Consider the following 15166-nt stretch of genomic DNA (forward strand, 5'->3'; position numbering starts at 1 on the left):
AGGTACTCAGGTGGAGAGCGGACAGATCAGCGACTACGGTTTCCTCGCCGACGGCCGCAGCGCGGCCCTGGTGGACGCCACCGGCTCGGTGAACTGGTGGTGCCCTGGCCGGTTCGACGCCCCGTCGGTTTTCGGGCGGCTGCTCGACGACGGCGCCGGGCACTGGTCGATCCGGCCCGAGGGCGACTTCCGCGTCGAACGCTGCTACGTCGAGGACACCCTGGTGCTGCGGACGGTCTTCCGCACCGCCCAGGGAGCTGTCGCGCTGACCGACGCGCTCGCCTTCGAGCCCGGCTCGCGCGGACACGACATCGGCCTGCACTCCCCGCAGGTGCTGGTCCGTTCGGTGGAGGGGCTGTCCGGATCGGTGTCGATGCGGGTGCACTACCGGCCGCGCTTCGAGTACGGCCGCACCATCGCGTACCTGATCGAGCGGGAGGACATGCTGGAGGCCATCGCGGGAGCCGCCCGACTCACCCTGCGTGGCAGCGAGCGGTTGACCGCCGGGGACGGCGAGGCCACCGGGACGTTCACCGCCCGCGCCGGCACGAAACACAACTTCACCCTCGGGTACGCCCCGACCTACGACGCCCCGCTGCCCGAGGTGCCGGACGCCGACCAGACCATCGCCGACACCGTCGCCGGCTGGCGTTCCTGGACGGCCGAGCACCCGTACGACGGGCTCTACGCCGACGAGGTGCGGCGCAGCCGGCTGGTGGTGCAGGGCATGACGTACCGACCGAGTGGAGCGGTGGTGGCCTCGGTGACCACCTCGCTGCCGGAGGAACTCGGCGGGGACCGCAACTACGACTACCGCTACGTCTGGGTGCGCGACTTCAGCCTGACCCTGCGGGCGCTGTGGCGGACGGCGTGCCTGGACGAGGTGCAGCGCCAGTTCGCCTGGTTGGGTCGGGCGATGGGCCGTGTCGACGACCGCCCGGTGCCCATCATGTACGGGGTGCTGGGGGAGCGGGACCTCACCGAACACCGCCTGGAACAGCTCGGCGGCTACCGCGACAGCCCGCCAGTGGTGATCGGCAACGACGCGTGGCAGCAGCGGCAGACCGACATCTTCGGCGAGGCGATGGACGCCGCCTGGTTGATGCGCGACAAGCTGGAGCCGCTGGGCCCTGAGGTGCAGCACGTGCTCCGGGTGCTCGCCGACCAGGCCGAGCGGGACTGGGCGTTGCCGGACGCGGGCATGTGGGAGGAACGCGGCACCCAGCACCACCACGTCTCCTCGAAGGTGCAGTGCTGGGTCGCCCTGGATCGGGCGGTGCGCTTCGGCGACAAGCTCGGCGAGCCGCCGGACGTGGCCCGCTGGGCGGCCGCCCGTGACGCGGTGCGCGCGGAGGTGCTGCGGCGGGGCTGGAACGAGCGGCTCCGGTCGTACACCGGGAGTTTCGAATCCGACGACCTGGACGCCTCGGTGTTGGTGATGCCGCTGGTCGGCTTCCTGCGGGCCGACGACCCGCGGATGCGCTCGACGATCCGGGCGGTGGAGCAGCGGCTCTCCCACGACGGCCTGCTGCGGCGTTGGGACGGCGACCCGGCGGGGTTTCTCATCTGCTCGTTCTGGTTGGTGTGCTGCCTGGCGCTGGCCGGTGAGCGGGACCGGGCGCACGAGTTGTTCCGGGGGTTGGCGCAGCGGGTCAACGACCTCGGCCTGTTCGCCGAGCAGATCGACCCGCTGACCGGGGAGCAGCTGGGCAATTTCCCCCAGGCGTTCTCCCACATCGGCCTGATCAACGCCGCCGGTGTGCTGACCGACGTCGAGCGGGACCCGACGCTGCGTCAGTGCGGAATGCCCCCGGCGTACTTCTCTCCGGTGCGCCAGTGAGCCAGACTTTCGTGGAGATCGTGACAACTTTCTATCTGGTGACGCGAAGTTCTATCGCTTTCCAGTGAAAGACGTTAATGTCCGGGGCACCCTGCGGTGCTCCTCCAGTCGGCGGGAGCGGCACCGAGATCCCCCGGACCGCTGGAGGTCTCGTGTCCCGCACACCGCGCCGACGTCTCGTCAGCGCCACCACACTGCTCACCGTCCTGATCGCCCTCAGTTTCGTCCCCCAGGCGAGCGTTCGCCCGGCCGCCGCGTCCCCGGCCCAGGCCGTTGCCCTCGCCCCGCCCGCCACCAGCGGCTTCGAGAAGGTCGCCCTCGACGGTGGCCTCTCCATGGGCGAACCGATCGAACTGGCCGTCGCGCCCGACGGCAGGGTCTTCTACATCAACCGGGGCACCAGCAGCGCCGGTGGTCAGGTGCGCCTCTACAACCCGGCGACCAGGTCCACCACTGTGGCCCTGACCCTGGCGCTGGACGCCCGCTTCGAGGACGGCCTGATCGGCATCACACTGCACCCGAGCTTCGCGAGCAACCGCTGGGTCTACCTCTTCTACTCGCCGAAGGTCACCCCGCTGGTCAACCGGATCAGTCGGTTCACCTTCAACCCGTCCACGCTGCAGCTCGACCCGGGCAGCGAGGACGTGCTGATCGAGTGGCCCACCGAACGTGACCTCTGCTGCCACTCGGCCGGCTCGATGAGCTGGGACACCGCCGGCAACCTGTACTTCGCCGTCGGCGACAACACCAACTCCGGCGGCGACTCCGCCGGGATGGCCCCGATCGACGAGCGGACGAACCGCAACGCCCAGTACGACGCCCAGCGCACCTCCGGCAACACCAACGACCTGCGCGGAAAGATCAACCGGATCCACCCGGAGAACGACGGCAGCTACACCGTCCCCGCGGGCAACCTCTTCGCCGCCGGCACCGCCGGAACGCGCCCGGAGATCTACGTGATGGGCGTGCGCAACCCGTACCGGATCTGGGTGGACCGCAAGGCCAACAACACCCTCTACTGGGGCGAGGTCGGCCCGGATGCCGGCACCGACCTCGCCAACCGTGGCCCGGCGGCCTACGACGAGTTCAACCGGGCCAACGGGCCCGGCAACTACGGATGGCCGTACTGCGGTGGCCCCAACGTCGCCTACAACGACTGGGACTTCGCCACCGCCACACCGCGTGGCTGGTTCCCCTGCGGCGGCTCGACCGGCCCGGTCAACAACTCACCCCGCAACACCGGCGTCCAGCAGCTTCCGCCGACGAAACCGGCACTGGTCTGGGAGCAGCACGGCGGCAGTGCGGACTGGCCGGCGCTGGACAACCCGGGTGGGTGCGGGTCGCCCAACCACGTCGAGGTCTACCACTACGACCCGAACCTCGTCTCGGACGTGAAGTGGCCGGCGTACTACGACAACAAGTGGTTGATCTCCGAGTACTGCCGCAACTGGATCAAGGAGGTCCAGTTCGACAACGGCAACCCGTCCACCGGCACGCCTACAGTCATCGAGCCGGTGCTCGCCGGCATGAAACTCGTCCACCCGATCGACTGGCAGTTCGGCCCGGACGGTTCGCTCTACCTGCTGGAGTACGGCAGCGGATACTTCTCCGGCGCGGTCGACGCCGGACTCTACAAAATCAACTATGTCCAGGGTGGCCGGTCGCCGGAAGCCAAGGCCACCATCAACCGGGACAACGGCCTGGCCCCGCTCTCGGTGAGCTTCTCCAGCGCCGGCAGCTCGGACCCGGACGGCGACCCGTTGACGTACGCGTGGGACTTCACCAACAACGGCAGCACCGACTCGACAGCCGCGAACCCGTCCTTCACGTACTCCGCCAACGGCAGCTACAGCGCCCGGCTCACCGTCAACGACGGCACCGGCCGCAGCGCCACCACGGTGGTGGCGGTGGTGGTCGGCAACAACCGGCCGACGGTCACGTTGACCGGCCTGCCCGCCGGCGGGCTCTTCGACTGGGGGCAGGACCTGACGGTCGGCGCCACCGCCAGTGACCCGCAGGATGGCACGCCGGCCTGCTCGACGGTGGTCGTCCGGGCCGCGCTGGGCCACCAGGAGCACGCCCACGAGGAGGGGGAGGGGACCGGCTGCGGCGCGACCTTCAACACCGGCCCGGTGCACGCCGGCCCCGACTCGGTGCTGTTCTTCGTCCTGCGGGGCAGCTACACCGATCGCGGCGCGACCGGCTCGGCCGCGCTCACCGGTGAGCAGGAGTTCAGCCTCTACCCGAAACAGTGGCAGGCCGAGCACTTCGTCCAGCTCAACGGCCCCAAGGTGATCGACCAGGCGGCGGCCGAGGGTGGCAAGCGGCTGGGTGACGTCCAGAGCGGCGAGAGCGTCCGGCACCATGCGGTGAGCCTCAAGGGAATCACCGGCGTGCGGGCCCGGGTCTCCTCCGGCGGCCCCGGCGGCACCCTCTCCTTCCGGTACGACTCACCGACCGGCACCGAGGTCGCCCGGATCGCGGTGCCGAACACCGGCGGCTGGGACAACTACACCGAGCTGAGCGCCACCGTGACCAAGCCCGACGACGGCACCCACGACCTGTACCTGGTCGTCACCGGCGGCAGCGGGGCGTTGCTGGACGTGGACAGCTACACCTTCACCGGCCCGGGTGTCGGCACCGGCGGGGCGCGCACCGGTGAGGTCAAGGCCCTCGGCAAGTGCGCGGACATCGCCTCCAGCCAGACCGCGAACGGCACCAGGGTGCAGACCTGGACCTGCAACGGCACCGCCGCCCAGCGCTGGACCCTGCCCGGCGACGGTACGGTGCGAGGGCTCGCCAAGTGCCTGGACGTGAAGGCGAGCGGCACCACCGACGGCACCCTCGTGCAGCTCTACGACTGCAACGGCAGCGGGGCCCAGCAGTGGGCCGCCCAGTCGGACGGAAGCCTGCGCAACCCCCAGTCCGGGCGTTGCCTGGACATCCCCAACTCGGACCTCACCGACGGTCGGCAACTGCGTATCTGGACCTGCAACGGCACCGGGGCGCAACGCTGGTCGCTGCCCTGACCGCCCCCTGACCGGCTCGGCACCCGTACCCGAGCGTCGATGACGCACGGGGCCGGGCGGCGGAGGCGGAGCCCGGCCGTCCACCCACGTCCCCCGGGTGGGCGGCCGGGTCTCGGGGGACAATGCCGGGTATGCGGCTGGTGCTCACGGCGGACACCCACGTACCGAAGCGGGCCCGGGACCTACCCGGGCCCCTCTGGGCGGCCATCGAGGCGGCCGACGTGGTGGTGCACGCCGGCGACTGGGTGAACGAGGACCTGCTCGACGCCATGACCGCGCGATCGCGCCGACTGGTCGGTGTGTACGGCAACAACGACGGCCCGGCGCTGCGCGCCCGACTGCCCGAGGTGGCCCGGGTCGAACTGGACGGCCTGCGGGTCGCCGTGGTGCACGAGACCGGGCCCCGGACCGGCCGGGAGAAGCGGTGCGCGGCCCGCTTTCCCGACGTCGACCTGCTGGTGTTCGGGCATTCGCACATCCCCTGGGACACCGCGGCACCCGGTGGGCTGCGGCTGCTCAACCCCGGCTCACCCACCGACCGCCGCTCCCAACCCCACGCCACCTACCTCACCGTTGAGGTGCACGCCGGCGCCCTCACCGAGGTCCACCTGCACCGCCTGCCCCGCCCCTGACCCCGCCCCGCCTCTCACCCGCGATCTCGCACTTGCTGTCGACGATTTGCGCCCTGCGTGGCCTTTGTCGCGACAGCAAGCGCAAGATCGCGTGGCGGGGGCGGGGGGTTACTGGCCTCGGCCCGTTTCGGCTTGCAGCTCGTCGATGCGCTTGGACGCCTCGGCCTTGGTCAGGTCGTCCGGGAGGTCGGCATGGGCCTCCCGGGCCAGCGTGCTCAGGTAGGACTCCTGCGCGGCGGTCGGCGGCTCGTCCCCGGTGACCCACTCGTCCGGGTCCTTGATCGCGGCATTCTGGTCGGCCTGCTCGGTGCGGCGGTCCGTCATCATCATCACCCTTTCCTTCGAACAGGTGTGCCAGTACCCCGATCGTCGGGGGTTCATGCCCCAACGCCGCGACCTACGATCATCTGATGACCGAGGACCTGTCGAGCGTGATGGTGGTCGGGGCGGGCATCGCCGGAGTGGCCTGTGCTGTCGAGTTGGCCCGGGCCGGGGTGCCGGTGCACGTCCGGGAGCGGGGGCACGTCCGCGGTGGCCGGATGGCCAGCAAACGCTTCCAGGGCCGGCCCGCGGACATCGGCGCCGCCTACTTCACCGCCACCGACCCGGACTTCGCCGCACTGGTCGAACAGTGGCGCGCCGCCGGGCTGGTCCGCGAGTGGACCGACACCTTCCAGGCGTACGACCGGAGTGGAAACCACGAGGTGTCGGGGCCGATGCGTTACGCCGCCCCCCGTGGGCTGCGCTCGCTGGTCGAGCACCTGGCCGACGCGGTACCGGTGACAGTCGACCGGCTGGTGCTCACAGTGGAACCCGGCCCGGTCGTCGACGGGCAGCCGTGTGCGGCGGTCGCACTGGCCATGCCCGGCCCGCAGGCCGCTCTCCTGCTCGACCCGGCCCTCGCCGACGCCACCCGGGTCGTACAGGCGCAACGCTGGTCGCCGTCGCTGGCCGCGGTGCTGCGCTTCCCGACCCGGCGCTGGCCGGACTTCCGGGGCGCATTCGTCAATGAGCATCCGGTCCTCAACCTCGTCTGCGACGACGGTGACCGGCGCGGTGACGGCGCGCCGGTGCTGGTCGCGCACACGGTGCCGGAGTTCGCGGCCGGGCACCTCGCCCAACCCACCGGGGCCGGCCCGGCGATCGAGCAGGCCGTCCGGGACCTGCTCGGACTGCCCGAGCAGGCCGTCGACGTGCACGTGCACCGCTGGACGTACGCGAAGCCGACCAGCGACGCCGGCGGTGCCACCCACCACCTCGACGCCGACGGAATCGGCCTGGCCGGCGACGCGTTCGGCAAACCCCGGGTGCAGAGCGCCTGGCGCTCCGGCCGCGACCTCGGCCGTGCCCTGGCCGCCCGCCTGGCCTGAGCCACCCGCTCAGGCGTGCCCGGCTGCCGCGACGGGTCGAGCGTCGGCGTCCCGCTCGGCCGGGTCGGAGGTCCGCTCTCCCTCCCGGTCCAGCAGTTGCATGACCGGGGTCGCCGTGATGCCGTGCACCACGACGGAGACGAGCACCACCAGCCCGACGGTCGCCCAGAGCAGCTCGGCCTGCGGGAAGTCGGCCTTGGTGGTGGCGTACGCGAGGTAGTAGAACGAGCCGACGCCGCGGATGCCGAACAACGAGATGACCCAGTGCTCGGCCGGTCGTCCGGGAGCGCCGCGCAACGACAACCAGCCGATCAGCGGTCGCACCAGGAACACCAGCGCCAGCCCGACGGCGGCCGCCGGCCAGGTCAGCGGACCCAGCAGACCACCCACTATCGCGCCGCCGAGCAGCAGCAACAGCACCAGGGTGAGCAGCCGTTCGACCTGCTCGGCGAAGTCGTGCAGCACCGAGTGGAACTCGTGGGTCCGCTCGGCGGCCCGAATGGCGCGGGCGGCCACGAACACCGCCAGGAAGCCGTACCCGCCGGCCACCTCCACCAACCCGTATGCCAGGAACGTGGCGGCCAGCGCCAGGAAGCCCTCGGCGTGCCGGGCCAACCGCAGCTCACTGGGAGCGCGGAAGAACAGCTTGCCGAGCAGCCAGCCGATGAGCAGGCCACCGCCGACGCCGACGCTGATCTTCCAGAGCACGTCCACCGTGAACCACTCGGCCAACCAGTCGCTCGGGGCGAGGCTGGTCGAGGCGATGGCGACGGCCGCGTAGACGAACGGGAACGCCAGCCCGTCGTTCAGGCCGGCCTCGGAGGTCAACGCGAAGCGGACCTCGTCCTCGGAATCCTCCACGTCGGTCGGCTCGCCGACCTGCACGTCGGCGGCGAGCACCGGGTCGGTGGGCGCCAGCGCGGCGCCCAACAACAGCGCGGCGGCCGGCACCAGCCCCGCCCACCACCAGCCGAGCACCGCCACCGCCGCGATGCACAGGGGCATCGCGATCGCCAGCAGTCGCCAGGTGGACGACCACCGCCGCCAACTCAACGGCCGGTCGATCTTCAGCCCGGCCCCCATCAGCGCGACGATCACCCCGATCTCGGTGAGGTGGGTGGTCAGCTCCGGGTGGGCCAGGGGGTCCGGTGACGGCAAGCCGACCGGCAGCAGGAACACCAACATGCCGAGGGCGAGGAAGGCGATGGGCATGGACAGCGGGCGTCGCTCCAGCACCCGCGGCAGGATGCCCGCGAGCAGAGCGCCCAGGCCCACCAGCGCGAACGCCACATCAACCGGCTCCACGGCACCACCCTTCCGCCCGCACCCGCGAGGCGCGGGCAGGTGGTGACAGTCAGTGCCCCGCAAGGGCTCCGGCTATGCGCGTCCGCGCCGGTGGACCCGAGTGATCCTCAGCGCGGCCGGGTGAGCGGCGAGTCCGCCAACTCGTGCAACAGCGCGGCCGGGTCGTCGTACACCGCGACGGCACCCGCGCCGGCGAGCTCGCCGCGGCTGGTGCCACCACAGGTCAGGCCCACACACGGAATGCTCAGTTTCCCGGCTGCGACGACGTCCCACACCGAGTCGCCGACGAAGACCACCCGCTCGGCGGCCAACCCGGACTGCTCCAACGCGGCGACCAGGATGTCCGGGGCCGGCTTGCTCTGCTGGGCGTCCGCGGAGGAGGTGACAGTGTCGATCACGTCATCGGCGGCGAGCGCCCGGCGCAGCGCGCCCACCTCGGGTTCCGAGGCGGAGGTGGCCAGCACGACCCGCAACCCCCGCTCGGCGCAGGCCCGCAGCAGGTCGGCGGCCCGGGGTAGCGGCGTGAGCCGTTCCCAGTACTCGGCGTAGAGGGTGTCGTGCGCGTCGCGCAGCTTCGAGTCGGCGTCGCGGTCCCGCTCCGGGCCGAGGAGATGGTCCAGGAGTTTGTCCGACCCCATCCCGATCGAACGGTGCACCACCGCCATCGGCACCGGCTGGTCGGTCTGGCGCAACGCCTCCCACCAGCTCACCGTGTGCAGGTAGGTGGTGTCGACCAGGGTGCCGTCGACATCGAAGAGGACCCCGGCGGGCCGGTCGGTAGCCATTGGCGTCCTCCTACCCTCGGGCGGCTCACTGATGCGCGGCCGGCGGCGTGAGGATCTCGAACCAGACCGTGGAGCCCCGGACCGACGGGTCGGTGCCCCAGGCGTCGCTGAGCTCCTCGATCAGCCCGAGGCCGCGCCCGCGACTGCTCAACGTGTCGGTACGGGCCCGGGTCACGGTGCCCCGGGTGCCGGAATCCGCCACCGAGACGAGCAGCCGTTCGGCGCTGAGGTCGATCTCCACCCGGGCGGCCGTGCCGGCGTGCAGCAACGCGTTGGTGGTCAGCTCGCTGGTGCACAGCACCGCCGCCCCGATCACCGACTCGGGCACCTGCCAGTCGGTGAGCTGGCCGGTCAGCCAGTGCCGGACCCGGCTGGGCGCGGTCGGCTCGGCGGGCACCTCCATGCTCGCCGATCGACTCGGTTTGAGCGCGTGCTCGACCGCCAGCACTGCCACGTCGTCCTCCGTACCGCCGGGGACCGCCGCGGTGGCCACCGCGCAGAGCGCGCGGGGGTCGCCGCTGCCGGCCTTGGCGATGGCGTCGCTCAGGGTGGCCAGCCCGGCGCTGAGGCTCTGCCGGCGACGCTCCACCACCCCGTCGCTGAACAGCAGCACCGTGTCACCGGGGCGGAACGGGACGGTGGTGGTGCCCGGACGGCCGCCCAACCCCAGCGGCGGCCCGGCCGGGACGTCGACGTACTCGGCGTGGAACCGACCATCCGGGTCGCCGCGGCGGATCAACGGCGCGGGGTGACCGGCGCTGGACAGGGTCAGCTCCCGCCGCTCGGCGTCGATCACCCCGAACGCCACAGTGACGAACAGCTCGTGGGTGCCGGCCTCCGCGCCGAGGCTGGTCACCAGTCGGTCGAGACCGGCCAGGACCGCGTCGGGCATCGGGTCGGCCAGGGCCAGGGCGCGCAGCGCGGCCCGGACCTGTCCCATCCGCGCGGCGGCCTGCACGTCGTGCCCGGCGACGTCGCCGAGCACCACGCCGAGCGAGCCGTTGGGCAGCAGGAACGCGTCGTAGAAGTCACCGCCGGCCGCGTTGCCGTCCACGCCCGGGTCATAGCGGGCCGCGATCCGCAACCGGGGCAGGTCCGGCAGGTGCTCCGGCAACATGCTGCGCTGCAACAGTTGGGCGGTGCCGTGTTGGGTCTCGAACCGGCGGGCCCGTTCGGCGGCCTGGCCGATCAGCTCGGCCGAGGCGGCCAGCAGCGCCCGCTCGGCGGGGGACCAGGTGTGCGGAACCTGGTAGCCGACCGCCAGCCCACCGCGAACCACCGAGGTGCCCAGCGGCAGGGCCGCCATCGCGCGGACCTTCTGGTCGTGGCGGTCCACGGCGGTTTCCCGCAGCGGCTGCCCGTCGCGGGTGAAGGACGGGGCGCCGGAGCGGGCCGCCTGCACCACCGGGGCCGACCAGTCCGTCGGCGCGCGCCGCCAGAGCGGGGGAAGCCGCTCGTCGGCCTCGTCCAACAACTCGCCACGGACCCGACGCACCATGCGCCAACCGCCGCCGCCCTCGTCGACAGCGAACGAGGCCTGGTCGGGGTCGAACGTGGTGATCGCGTACCGCAGCGCCACCCGGGCCACGTCGTCGAGGGTGAGGGTGCCGGCGAGCGCCGCGGCCACCTCGCTGAGGCTCTGCAACTGCTCGGTGACGTGGGTGGTCTCGGCCGCGACCGTCAACACGCCGACGATCTGCCCGGCGCTGTCGCGCACCGGCGAGTAGCCCCTGGTGAAGACCGCCTGCTCCACCGTCGCCGAGTGCCCACGGACCAGCGGCAGGGTGGACTCCTTCTCCAGGAAGGGCTCGCCCTGCCGGTAGCAGCGCTCGATCACCGCGCCGACGCCGGGCAGCGCCCAGATCTCCGCGAAGACCTCGGCGGCCGGACGACCGAGGGCGCTGGGATGCTTGGTGCCCAGCAGTTCGGCGTAGCCGGCGTTGTAGAGCAGGACGAGATCGTCGCCGTAGGCCAGGGCCATCGGCATCGGCGAGGCGAGGACCAGCTCCACCACGGCGCGCACTGCAACGTCCCAGTCGTCGGCTGGGCCCAGCGGGGTGTTGGCCCAGTCGTGGGCGAGCACGCCGACGGCCGGGCCGGACCCGATGGGTGCGCCCGGGCCCGGAGTTGCTGGCGTGGGGACCCGCCCGACCGTTCCTGGCATGTTCGCAGCCTAGTCGGCCGACCGGAAAAGGCATCCGACCGCGGCGGCGGGCCGTCGCCGAGTCCGTCGCGGTGGCCGTTCGGGCAGTTCAAGCCCCCTGTCCGGAGGTCTGTCGGGAAAAACGCCGCGCGCTGCGCGGAGTGCCGGACCGGTTGCCGGGTATGCGCCCGGCGCAGTCCATGCGACAGGAGGGACATCATGCTGAAAACCCTCGCGGTCCGGCAGGCCGACATCGGCGATGCCATCGCCGACACCTGGAGGTCGGTGCTGCTCTTCATCCCGAAGGCAGTGGCCTTCATCGTCATCCTCGTGGTCGGCTGGCTCATCGCCAGAGCCGTCCTCAAGATCGTGGATACGGTGCTGGAACGGGTGCGTTTCGACCAGGCGGTCGAACGCGGTGGCATCAAACGGGCCCTGGAGAGAACGAAGTACGACGCCAGCGACATTCTGGCCAGACTGGCGTACTACGCCGTACTGCTGTTCACGCTGCAGTTCGCCTTCGGAGTCTGGGGGCCCAACGCGATCAGTGACCTGATCAGCGGCGTGGTGGCCTGGCTGCCGCGCGCGTTCATCGCGATCGTCATCGTGGTGGTGGCGGCCGCGATCGCCAACGCTGTCCGGGATCTGGTCACCGGGGCGCTGGGAGGGCTCTCGTACGGCAAGGTCCTGGCCGACCTGACGGCGATCTTCATCATCGCGCTCGGTGTGATCGCCGCCCTGAACCAGGTGGGTATCGCCACCACGGTGACCACTCCGGTGCTGATCGCGGTGCTCGCCACGGTGGCCGGCATCCTGATCGTCGGCGTCGGCGGTGGTCTGGTGAAGCCGATGCAGAACCGCTGGGACGGCTGGCTGCACCGGGCGGCCCAGGAGGCTCGGGCGGTGCAGCAGCAACGTCAGGCCGCGTCGGCCGGGCGTAGCGACGTGGAGCGGCAGATGGCCGACCGCGGGGGTGACCGCACCCAGGCCATGCCTCGGGTGGACGAAGCCCAGCAGTACCGCTCGTAGCGGGACGCGGACGGCAGCACGGGTCGGGAGGGTGTTCCGCGTACCACGCGGGGCGCCCTCCCCTCGCGTGTCAGTGCCGCTCGAGCGCGCGAGCCAGCGCGCAGACCGCGACCAGGCGGGTGAGCAGCCACTCCGGCTGACTCCAGTCCACCGACCCGCTGGGTGGCGTCCACCCGTGCTCAAGGGCGGCGGCGCGCACCCCCTCGGCGTAGCCGGCGAGCGCCGCGGAGGTCAGCGGCGTGCGGTCGCCGTCGAGGCTGTCCCGGACGGCCGCCGCATGCTGGTCGACGAGGGCCAGCAGCCCCGGTCGCGCGGCGGCGGCGGCGAGCCCGACAGTGCCCACGGAGACGGTGAGGGCGGCCAGGGTGGACCGCGCCGAGTCGACGGCGGTACGGGAGGCGACCCGGTTGAACGGCACACGCATGGTGACCGAGGCTAACCGACCAGTGACCGTGTCGACCTCGTCCGCCCGGTGGATGTCGGCTGCGCCACTGGGGCGGTCGCCGCTGACCTGGGGGATTGATCCGGCACAGACGGGGCAGCAGGAGAACACCCACTGATGACGGCACCCGGCACGGAGGCACGGATGGCACAGCAGGCGCACGGACCCGACGAGCGGCACCGGCGGCCGGACGGCGTCAGCGACGCGACTGTCGCCGCGCTCGGCAAGCTCAGCGAGGCGCTGGAGTGTGTGGAGCGGGCCCGCGGGCACCTCTACTCGATGCACCAGCTGATCGGCCATGCCGACCTGATGCTCGACGACGCGGTGGAGCAGTTCCGCGCCGCCGGGCATCCGCACCTCGCCGAGCGGATCGCCACGGAGCTGCGTGGCCGCAACGTCATCGCCGGACGGTGGACGTTTCAGATCGTCGAGGACTTCGACGGCGGTTACCACGCGCTGTTTCGTGAGTTGGACCAGCAGGCTCGCGACGAGTTGGTGGGTGGGCGGCGCCACCTCTACGAGGCGGAGATGAAGGAACGCCGCCGTAGCCCGGGCCGGCCGGGCCACGAGGCCCGGCCCGGCGGCGGAGGCTAGTCGCTTGTCGCGTCGGCCGGGCGACGCCGTGCCGCGTCGTCAGCGATGATCACGGTGGCCACCATCAGCGCGACGCAGAGGCTGAACAGCCACGACTCGTCGTCGACGAGCCAGGCGGACACGGGCGCCTGGAGCGCGGCGAGCATGAAGCCGAGCCAGGCGAGCCGGCGCTGACGCGTGGAGAGGATTCCGGAGCCTTGATGCATCCCGAAATTCTTACGCGAACCGGCCGGCTTGCCGTCCTCCGATCGGCCGATTCTGGATGAGCTGTCCGTTTTCTCGACCGTACGGACACGACTTCTTTGCGCCGAAGGCGATTGGGCGTCGACAGCGCTAGGGTGCCCCTGCGGCAGGATGGTGCCTCGTGTCCACCCCGCCCGCGCGTCCACGCGCCGCACTGCTCCTGCTGTCCTACCTCGCGTTCGTCAGCCTCGGCCTGCCCGACGGCCTGCTCGGCGTCAGCTGGCCCTCGATCCGGGGCGACTTCGACGTACCGACCGAGGCGGTCGGATGGGTGCTCACCGCCGGCACCGTCGGTTATCTCACCTCCAGCGTGCTGGCCGGCTTCACGCTGGCAAGGGTCGGCGTGGGCGCCCTGCTCGCCGGCAGCACCCTGCTGGCCAGCCTGGCGCTGACCGGTTACTCGGTCAGCCCCGCGCTGGCGGTGCTGGTGGGTTGTGCGCTGCTGCTCGGGCTCGGCTCCGGCGCCGTCGACTCCGGGCTCAACGCGTACGCCGCCGGGGCCTTCGGGCCCCGCCACATGAACTGGTTGCACGCCTTCTTCGGCCTCGGCGTGGCCATCGGTCCATTGATCATGACCGCGGTGCTGAGCGCCGGGCTCGCCTGGCGCTGGGGGTACGGCATCGTGGCCGCCGCCCAACTCGTCCTCGCCGCCGCGTTCGCGCTCACCGTGCGGGCCTGGCAGCGCGGCGCCCCAGCCGGAACCGAGGCGGGCGCGGCCGTCCAGGGTGAGCCCGCCGCCACGGGTGCCGGGCCGGCGTCGACAGTCCAGGTTCCGGTCCGGGACACGCTGCGGCTGCCAGCGGTCTGGTCGGGGACGCTCGCCTTCGTGCTGTACGTGGCGATCGAGGTGTCCGCTGGGCTGTGGGCGTTCCTGCTGCTGACCGAGGGGCGCGGGCTCAGCGCGGCGCTGGCCGGTGGCTGCGTCTCCGCGTACTGGGGAAGCCTCTTCGTCGGTCGGGTCGTGCAGGGTCTGGTGGCCGAGCGCCTGGGGTCGGGGTTGGTGTTGCGGGTCAGCCTGGCCGGAATGGCCGCCGGCGCGGCGCTGATCGCCGTTCCCGGGCCGGCCGTCCTGGCGGTCCTCGGCCTGGTCGTTGTCGGTTTCGCCGCCGCGCCGGTGTTTCCGCTGCTCACCCTCACCACCGCCGAACGGGTCGGCGCGGCGCACGCGGACCGGGCCATCGGCCTCCAGATCGGCGCCGCTGGCATCGGCGCGGCGCTCGTCCCGGCCGGGCTGGGCGTGCTGATCGGCAACACCTCGGTGGAGGTGCTGGGCTCGGCCCTGCTGGTGCTCGCGCTGGCGCTGATCGCGCTCTACGAGTGGGGCGCGCGCCGACCGGCTGCTGGGCCGCCAGTGCCAGCGGTACCAGCCCGGCCCGGGAGCGAGTCTCAGACGTCCGGCCCGGTGCGGCCGGTGGTCGACGGGCGGTAGGCGCGCTGCGGGTCGGTGGCCTCCCGGCTGTTGCCCTGGGCCTGCCCGTCGCGGTCCGACGCGGCCGGCCCGTGCCCGAACGCGGCCTCCTCGCCGGCGTCGTTGCCCGTCACGTCGTCGGCCTGCCCGTCGATGCTGGAACCGGACACCGCGCGCTCCAACTCCTCCAACGGAAGCCGTTCCTCGTCCCGCCACACCCTGATCTTGTCGTCGGTCATACCTTCAGCCGTACCCGGGCACGATGATCGCAAACGGTGCCCGGCGAGCAGGCTCGGACACGGCGATGGCCGCCGGGATTCCGGCGGCCATCGCTGCTCACTGCTCA

General features: G+C 72.0%; 14 protein-coding genes. 7 read left to right on the forward strand and 7 right to left on the reverse strand.

Annotated elements, in window-relative coordinates; all coding sequences use genetic code 11:
* The first annotated feature begins 10 nt into the window (after positions 1-10).
* From AB0B94_RS28545 to AB0B94_RS28555, 3 genes are all read left to right on the forward strand, one after another.
* Positions 11-1840 (forward strand): glycoside hydrolase family 15 protein, encoded by a 1830-nt coding sequence (locus AB0B94_RS28545; RefSeq protein WP_357287301.1) that lies wholly within the window; start codon positions 11-13, stop codon positions 1838-1840.
* Positions 1841-1992: 152 nt separating this feature from the next.
* Positions 1993-4869: a ricin-type beta-trefoil lectin domain protein gene (locus tag AB0B94_RS28550; RefSeq protein ID WP_357287305.1), complete on the forward strand. Its 2877-nt coding sequence runs from the start codon at positions 1993-1995 to the stop codon at positions 4867-4869.
* 131 nt (positions 4870-5000) lie between these two features.
* Positions 5001-5501 carry a metallophosphoesterase gene (locus tag AB0B94_RS28555; RefSeq protein WP_357287309.1) on the forward strand — a complete coding sequence of 167 codons (501 nt, stop codon included), beginning with the start codon at positions 5001-5003 and terminating at the stop codon, positions 5499-5501.
* A 108-nt stretch (positions 5502-5609) separates the two neighbouring features.
* Here the strand turns inward: AB0B94_RS28555 and AB0B94_RS28560 are convergent, their stop codons facing one another.
* On the reverse strand, positions 5610-5828 hold the full coding sequence (locus AB0B94_RS28560; RefSeq protein ID WP_091402204.1) for a DUF3072 domain-containing protein: 219 nt from the start codon (positions 5826-5828) through the stop codon (positions 5610-5612).
* A gap of 83 nt (positions 5829-5911) precedes the next feature.
* Between AB0B94_RS28560 and AB0B94_RS28565 the strand changes: the two genes are divergently transcribed.
* Positions 5912-6871 carry an FAD-dependent oxidoreductase gene (locus tag AB0B94_RS28565; RefSeq protein ID WP_357287312.1) on the forward strand — a complete coding sequence of 320 codons (960 nt, stop codon included), beginning with the start codon at positions 5912-5914 and terminating at the stop codon, positions 6869-6871.
* Positions 6872-6880: 9 nt separating this feature from the next.
* Here AB0B94_RS28565 and AB0B94_RS28570 read toward each other — a convergent pair whose 3' ends face one another.
* The 3 genes from AB0B94_RS28570 to AB0B94_RS28580 all read right to left on the reverse strand — a co-directional run bounded on the left by AB0B94_RS28570 (position 6881) and on the right by AB0B94_RS28580 (position 11125).
* Complete coding sequence (locus tag AB0B94_RS28570) at positions 6881-8176, reverse strand: cation:proton antiporter (RefSeq protein WP_357287315.1); 1296 nt, start codon at positions 8174-8176, stop codon at positions 6881-6883.
* A 107-nt stretch (positions 8177-8283) separates the two neighbouring features.
* Entirely contained in the window at positions 8284-8961 is a 678-nt protein-coding gene (locus AB0B94_RS28575; protein WP_357287318.1) for an HAD family hydrolase, read from the reverse strand.
* Between the two features lie 25 nt (positions 8962-8986).
* On the reverse strand, positions 8987-11125 hold the full coding sequence (locus tag AB0B94_RS28580; RefSeq protein ID WP_357287321.1) for a SpoIIE family protein phosphatase: 2139 nt from the start codon (positions 11123-11125) through the stop codon (positions 8987-8989).
* A 198-nt stretch (positions 11126-11323) separates the two neighbouring features.
* Between AB0B94_RS28580 and AB0B94_RS28585 the strand changes: the two genes are divergently transcribed.
* Positions 11324-12133 (forward strand): hypothetical protein, encoded by an 810-nt coding sequence (locus tag AB0B94_RS28585; protein ID WP_051708712.1) that lies wholly within the window; start codon positions 11324-11326, stop codon positions 12131-12133.
* A 70-nt stretch (positions 12134-12203) separates the two neighbouring features.
* Here AB0B94_RS28585 and AB0B94_RS28590 read toward each other — a convergent pair whose 3' ends face one another.
* Positions 12204-12557 (reverse strand): DUF6401 family natural product biosynthesis protein, encoded by a 354-nt coding sequence (locus AB0B94_RS28590; RefSeq protein ID WP_238669919.1) that lies wholly within the window; start codon positions 12555-12557, stop codon positions 12204-12206.
* A gap of 162 nt (positions 12558-12719) precedes the next feature.
* Here AB0B94_RS28590 and AB0B94_RS28595 point away from each other — a divergent pair, with 162 nt between their 5' ends.
* Positions 12720-13169, forward strand: a complete 450-nt coding sequence (locus AB0B94_RS28595) for a hypothetical protein (RefSeq protein WP_357287326.1) — start codon at positions 12720-12722, stop codon at positions 13167-13169.
* On the opposite strand, the gene AB0B94_RS28600 is transcribed toward AB0B94_RS28595, so the two are convergent.
* A complete protein-coding gene (locus tag AB0B94_RS28600) occupies positions 13166-13375 on the reverse strand; it encodes a hypothetical protein (protein WP_238669921.1) in 210 nt (69 codons plus the stop codon). The genes AB0B94_RS28595 and AB0B94_RS28600 overlap by 4 nt on opposite strands.
* Positions 13376-13533: 158 nt before the next feature.
* Here AB0B94_RS28600 and AB0B94_RS28605 point away from each other — a divergent pair, with 158 nt between their 5' ends.
* Positions 13534-14841, forward strand: coding sequence for an MFS transporter (locus tag AB0B94_RS28605; protein WP_357287331.1), 1308 nt, complete (start codon positions 13534-13536; stop codon positions 14839-14841).
* Here the strand turns inward: AB0B94_RS28605 and AB0B94_RS28610 are convergent.
* Positions 14799-15059, reverse strand: coding sequence for a hypothetical protein (locus tag AB0B94_RS28610; RefSeq protein ID WP_357287334.1), 261 nt, complete (start codon positions 15057-15059; stop codon positions 14799-14801). The genes AB0B94_RS28605 and AB0B94_RS28610 overlap by 43 nt on opposite strands.
* Positions 15060-15166: the final 107 nt, after the last annotated feature.

This window comes from Micromonospora sp. NPDC048986 (genome assembly GCF_040649335.1).
Classification (GTDB): domain Bacteria; phylum Actinomycetota; class Actinomycetes; order Mycobacteriales; family Micromonosporaceae; genus Micromonospora; species Micromonospora alfalfae.

Excerpts from the sequence above, each read along its gene's own strand:
- AB0B94_RS28555 (WP_357287309.1), top strand. The coding sequence starts at position 5,001 with ATGCGGCTGGTGCTCACGGCGGACACCCACGTACCGAAGCGGGCCCGG.
- AB0B94_RS28560 (WP_091402204.1), bottom strand. The coding sequence starts at position 5,828 with ATGATGACGGACCGCCGCACCGAGCAGGCCGACCAGAATGCCGCGATC.
- AB0B94_RS28565 (WP_357287312.1), top strand. The coding sequence starts at position 5,912 with ATGACCGAGGACCTGTCGAGCGTGATGGTGGTCGGGGCGGGCATCGCC.
- AB0B94_RS28575 (WP_357287318.1), bottom strand. The coding sequence starts at position 8,961 with ATGGCTACCGACCGGCCCGCCGGGGTCCTCTTCGATGTCGACGGCACC.
- AB0B94_RS28580 (WP_357287321.1), bottom strand. The coding sequence starts at position 11,125 with ATGCCAGGAACGGTCGGGCGGGTCCCCACGCCAGCAACTCCGGGCCCG.
- AB0B94_RS28585 (WP_051708712.1), top strand. The coding sequence starts at position 11,324 with ATGCTGAAAACCCTCGCGGTCCGGCAGGCCGACATCGGCGATGCCATC.
- AB0B94_RS28590 (WP_238669919.1), bottom strand. The coding sequence starts at position 12,557 with ATGCGTGTGCCGTTCAACCGGGTCGCCTCCCGTACCGCCGTCGACTCG.
- AB0B94_RS28595 (WP_357287326.1), top strand. The coding sequence starts at position 12,720 with ATGGCACAGCAGGCGCACGGACCCGACGAGCGGCACCGGCGGCCGGAC.
- AB0B94_RS28600 (WP_238669921.1), bottom strand. The coding sequence starts at position 13,375 with ATGCATCAAGGCTCCGGAATCCTCTCCACGCGTCAGCGCCGGCTCGCC.
- AB0B94_RS28610 (WP_357287334.1), bottom strand. The coding sequence starts at position 15,059 with ATGACCGACGACAAGATCAGGGTGTGGCGGGACGAGGAACGGCTTCCG.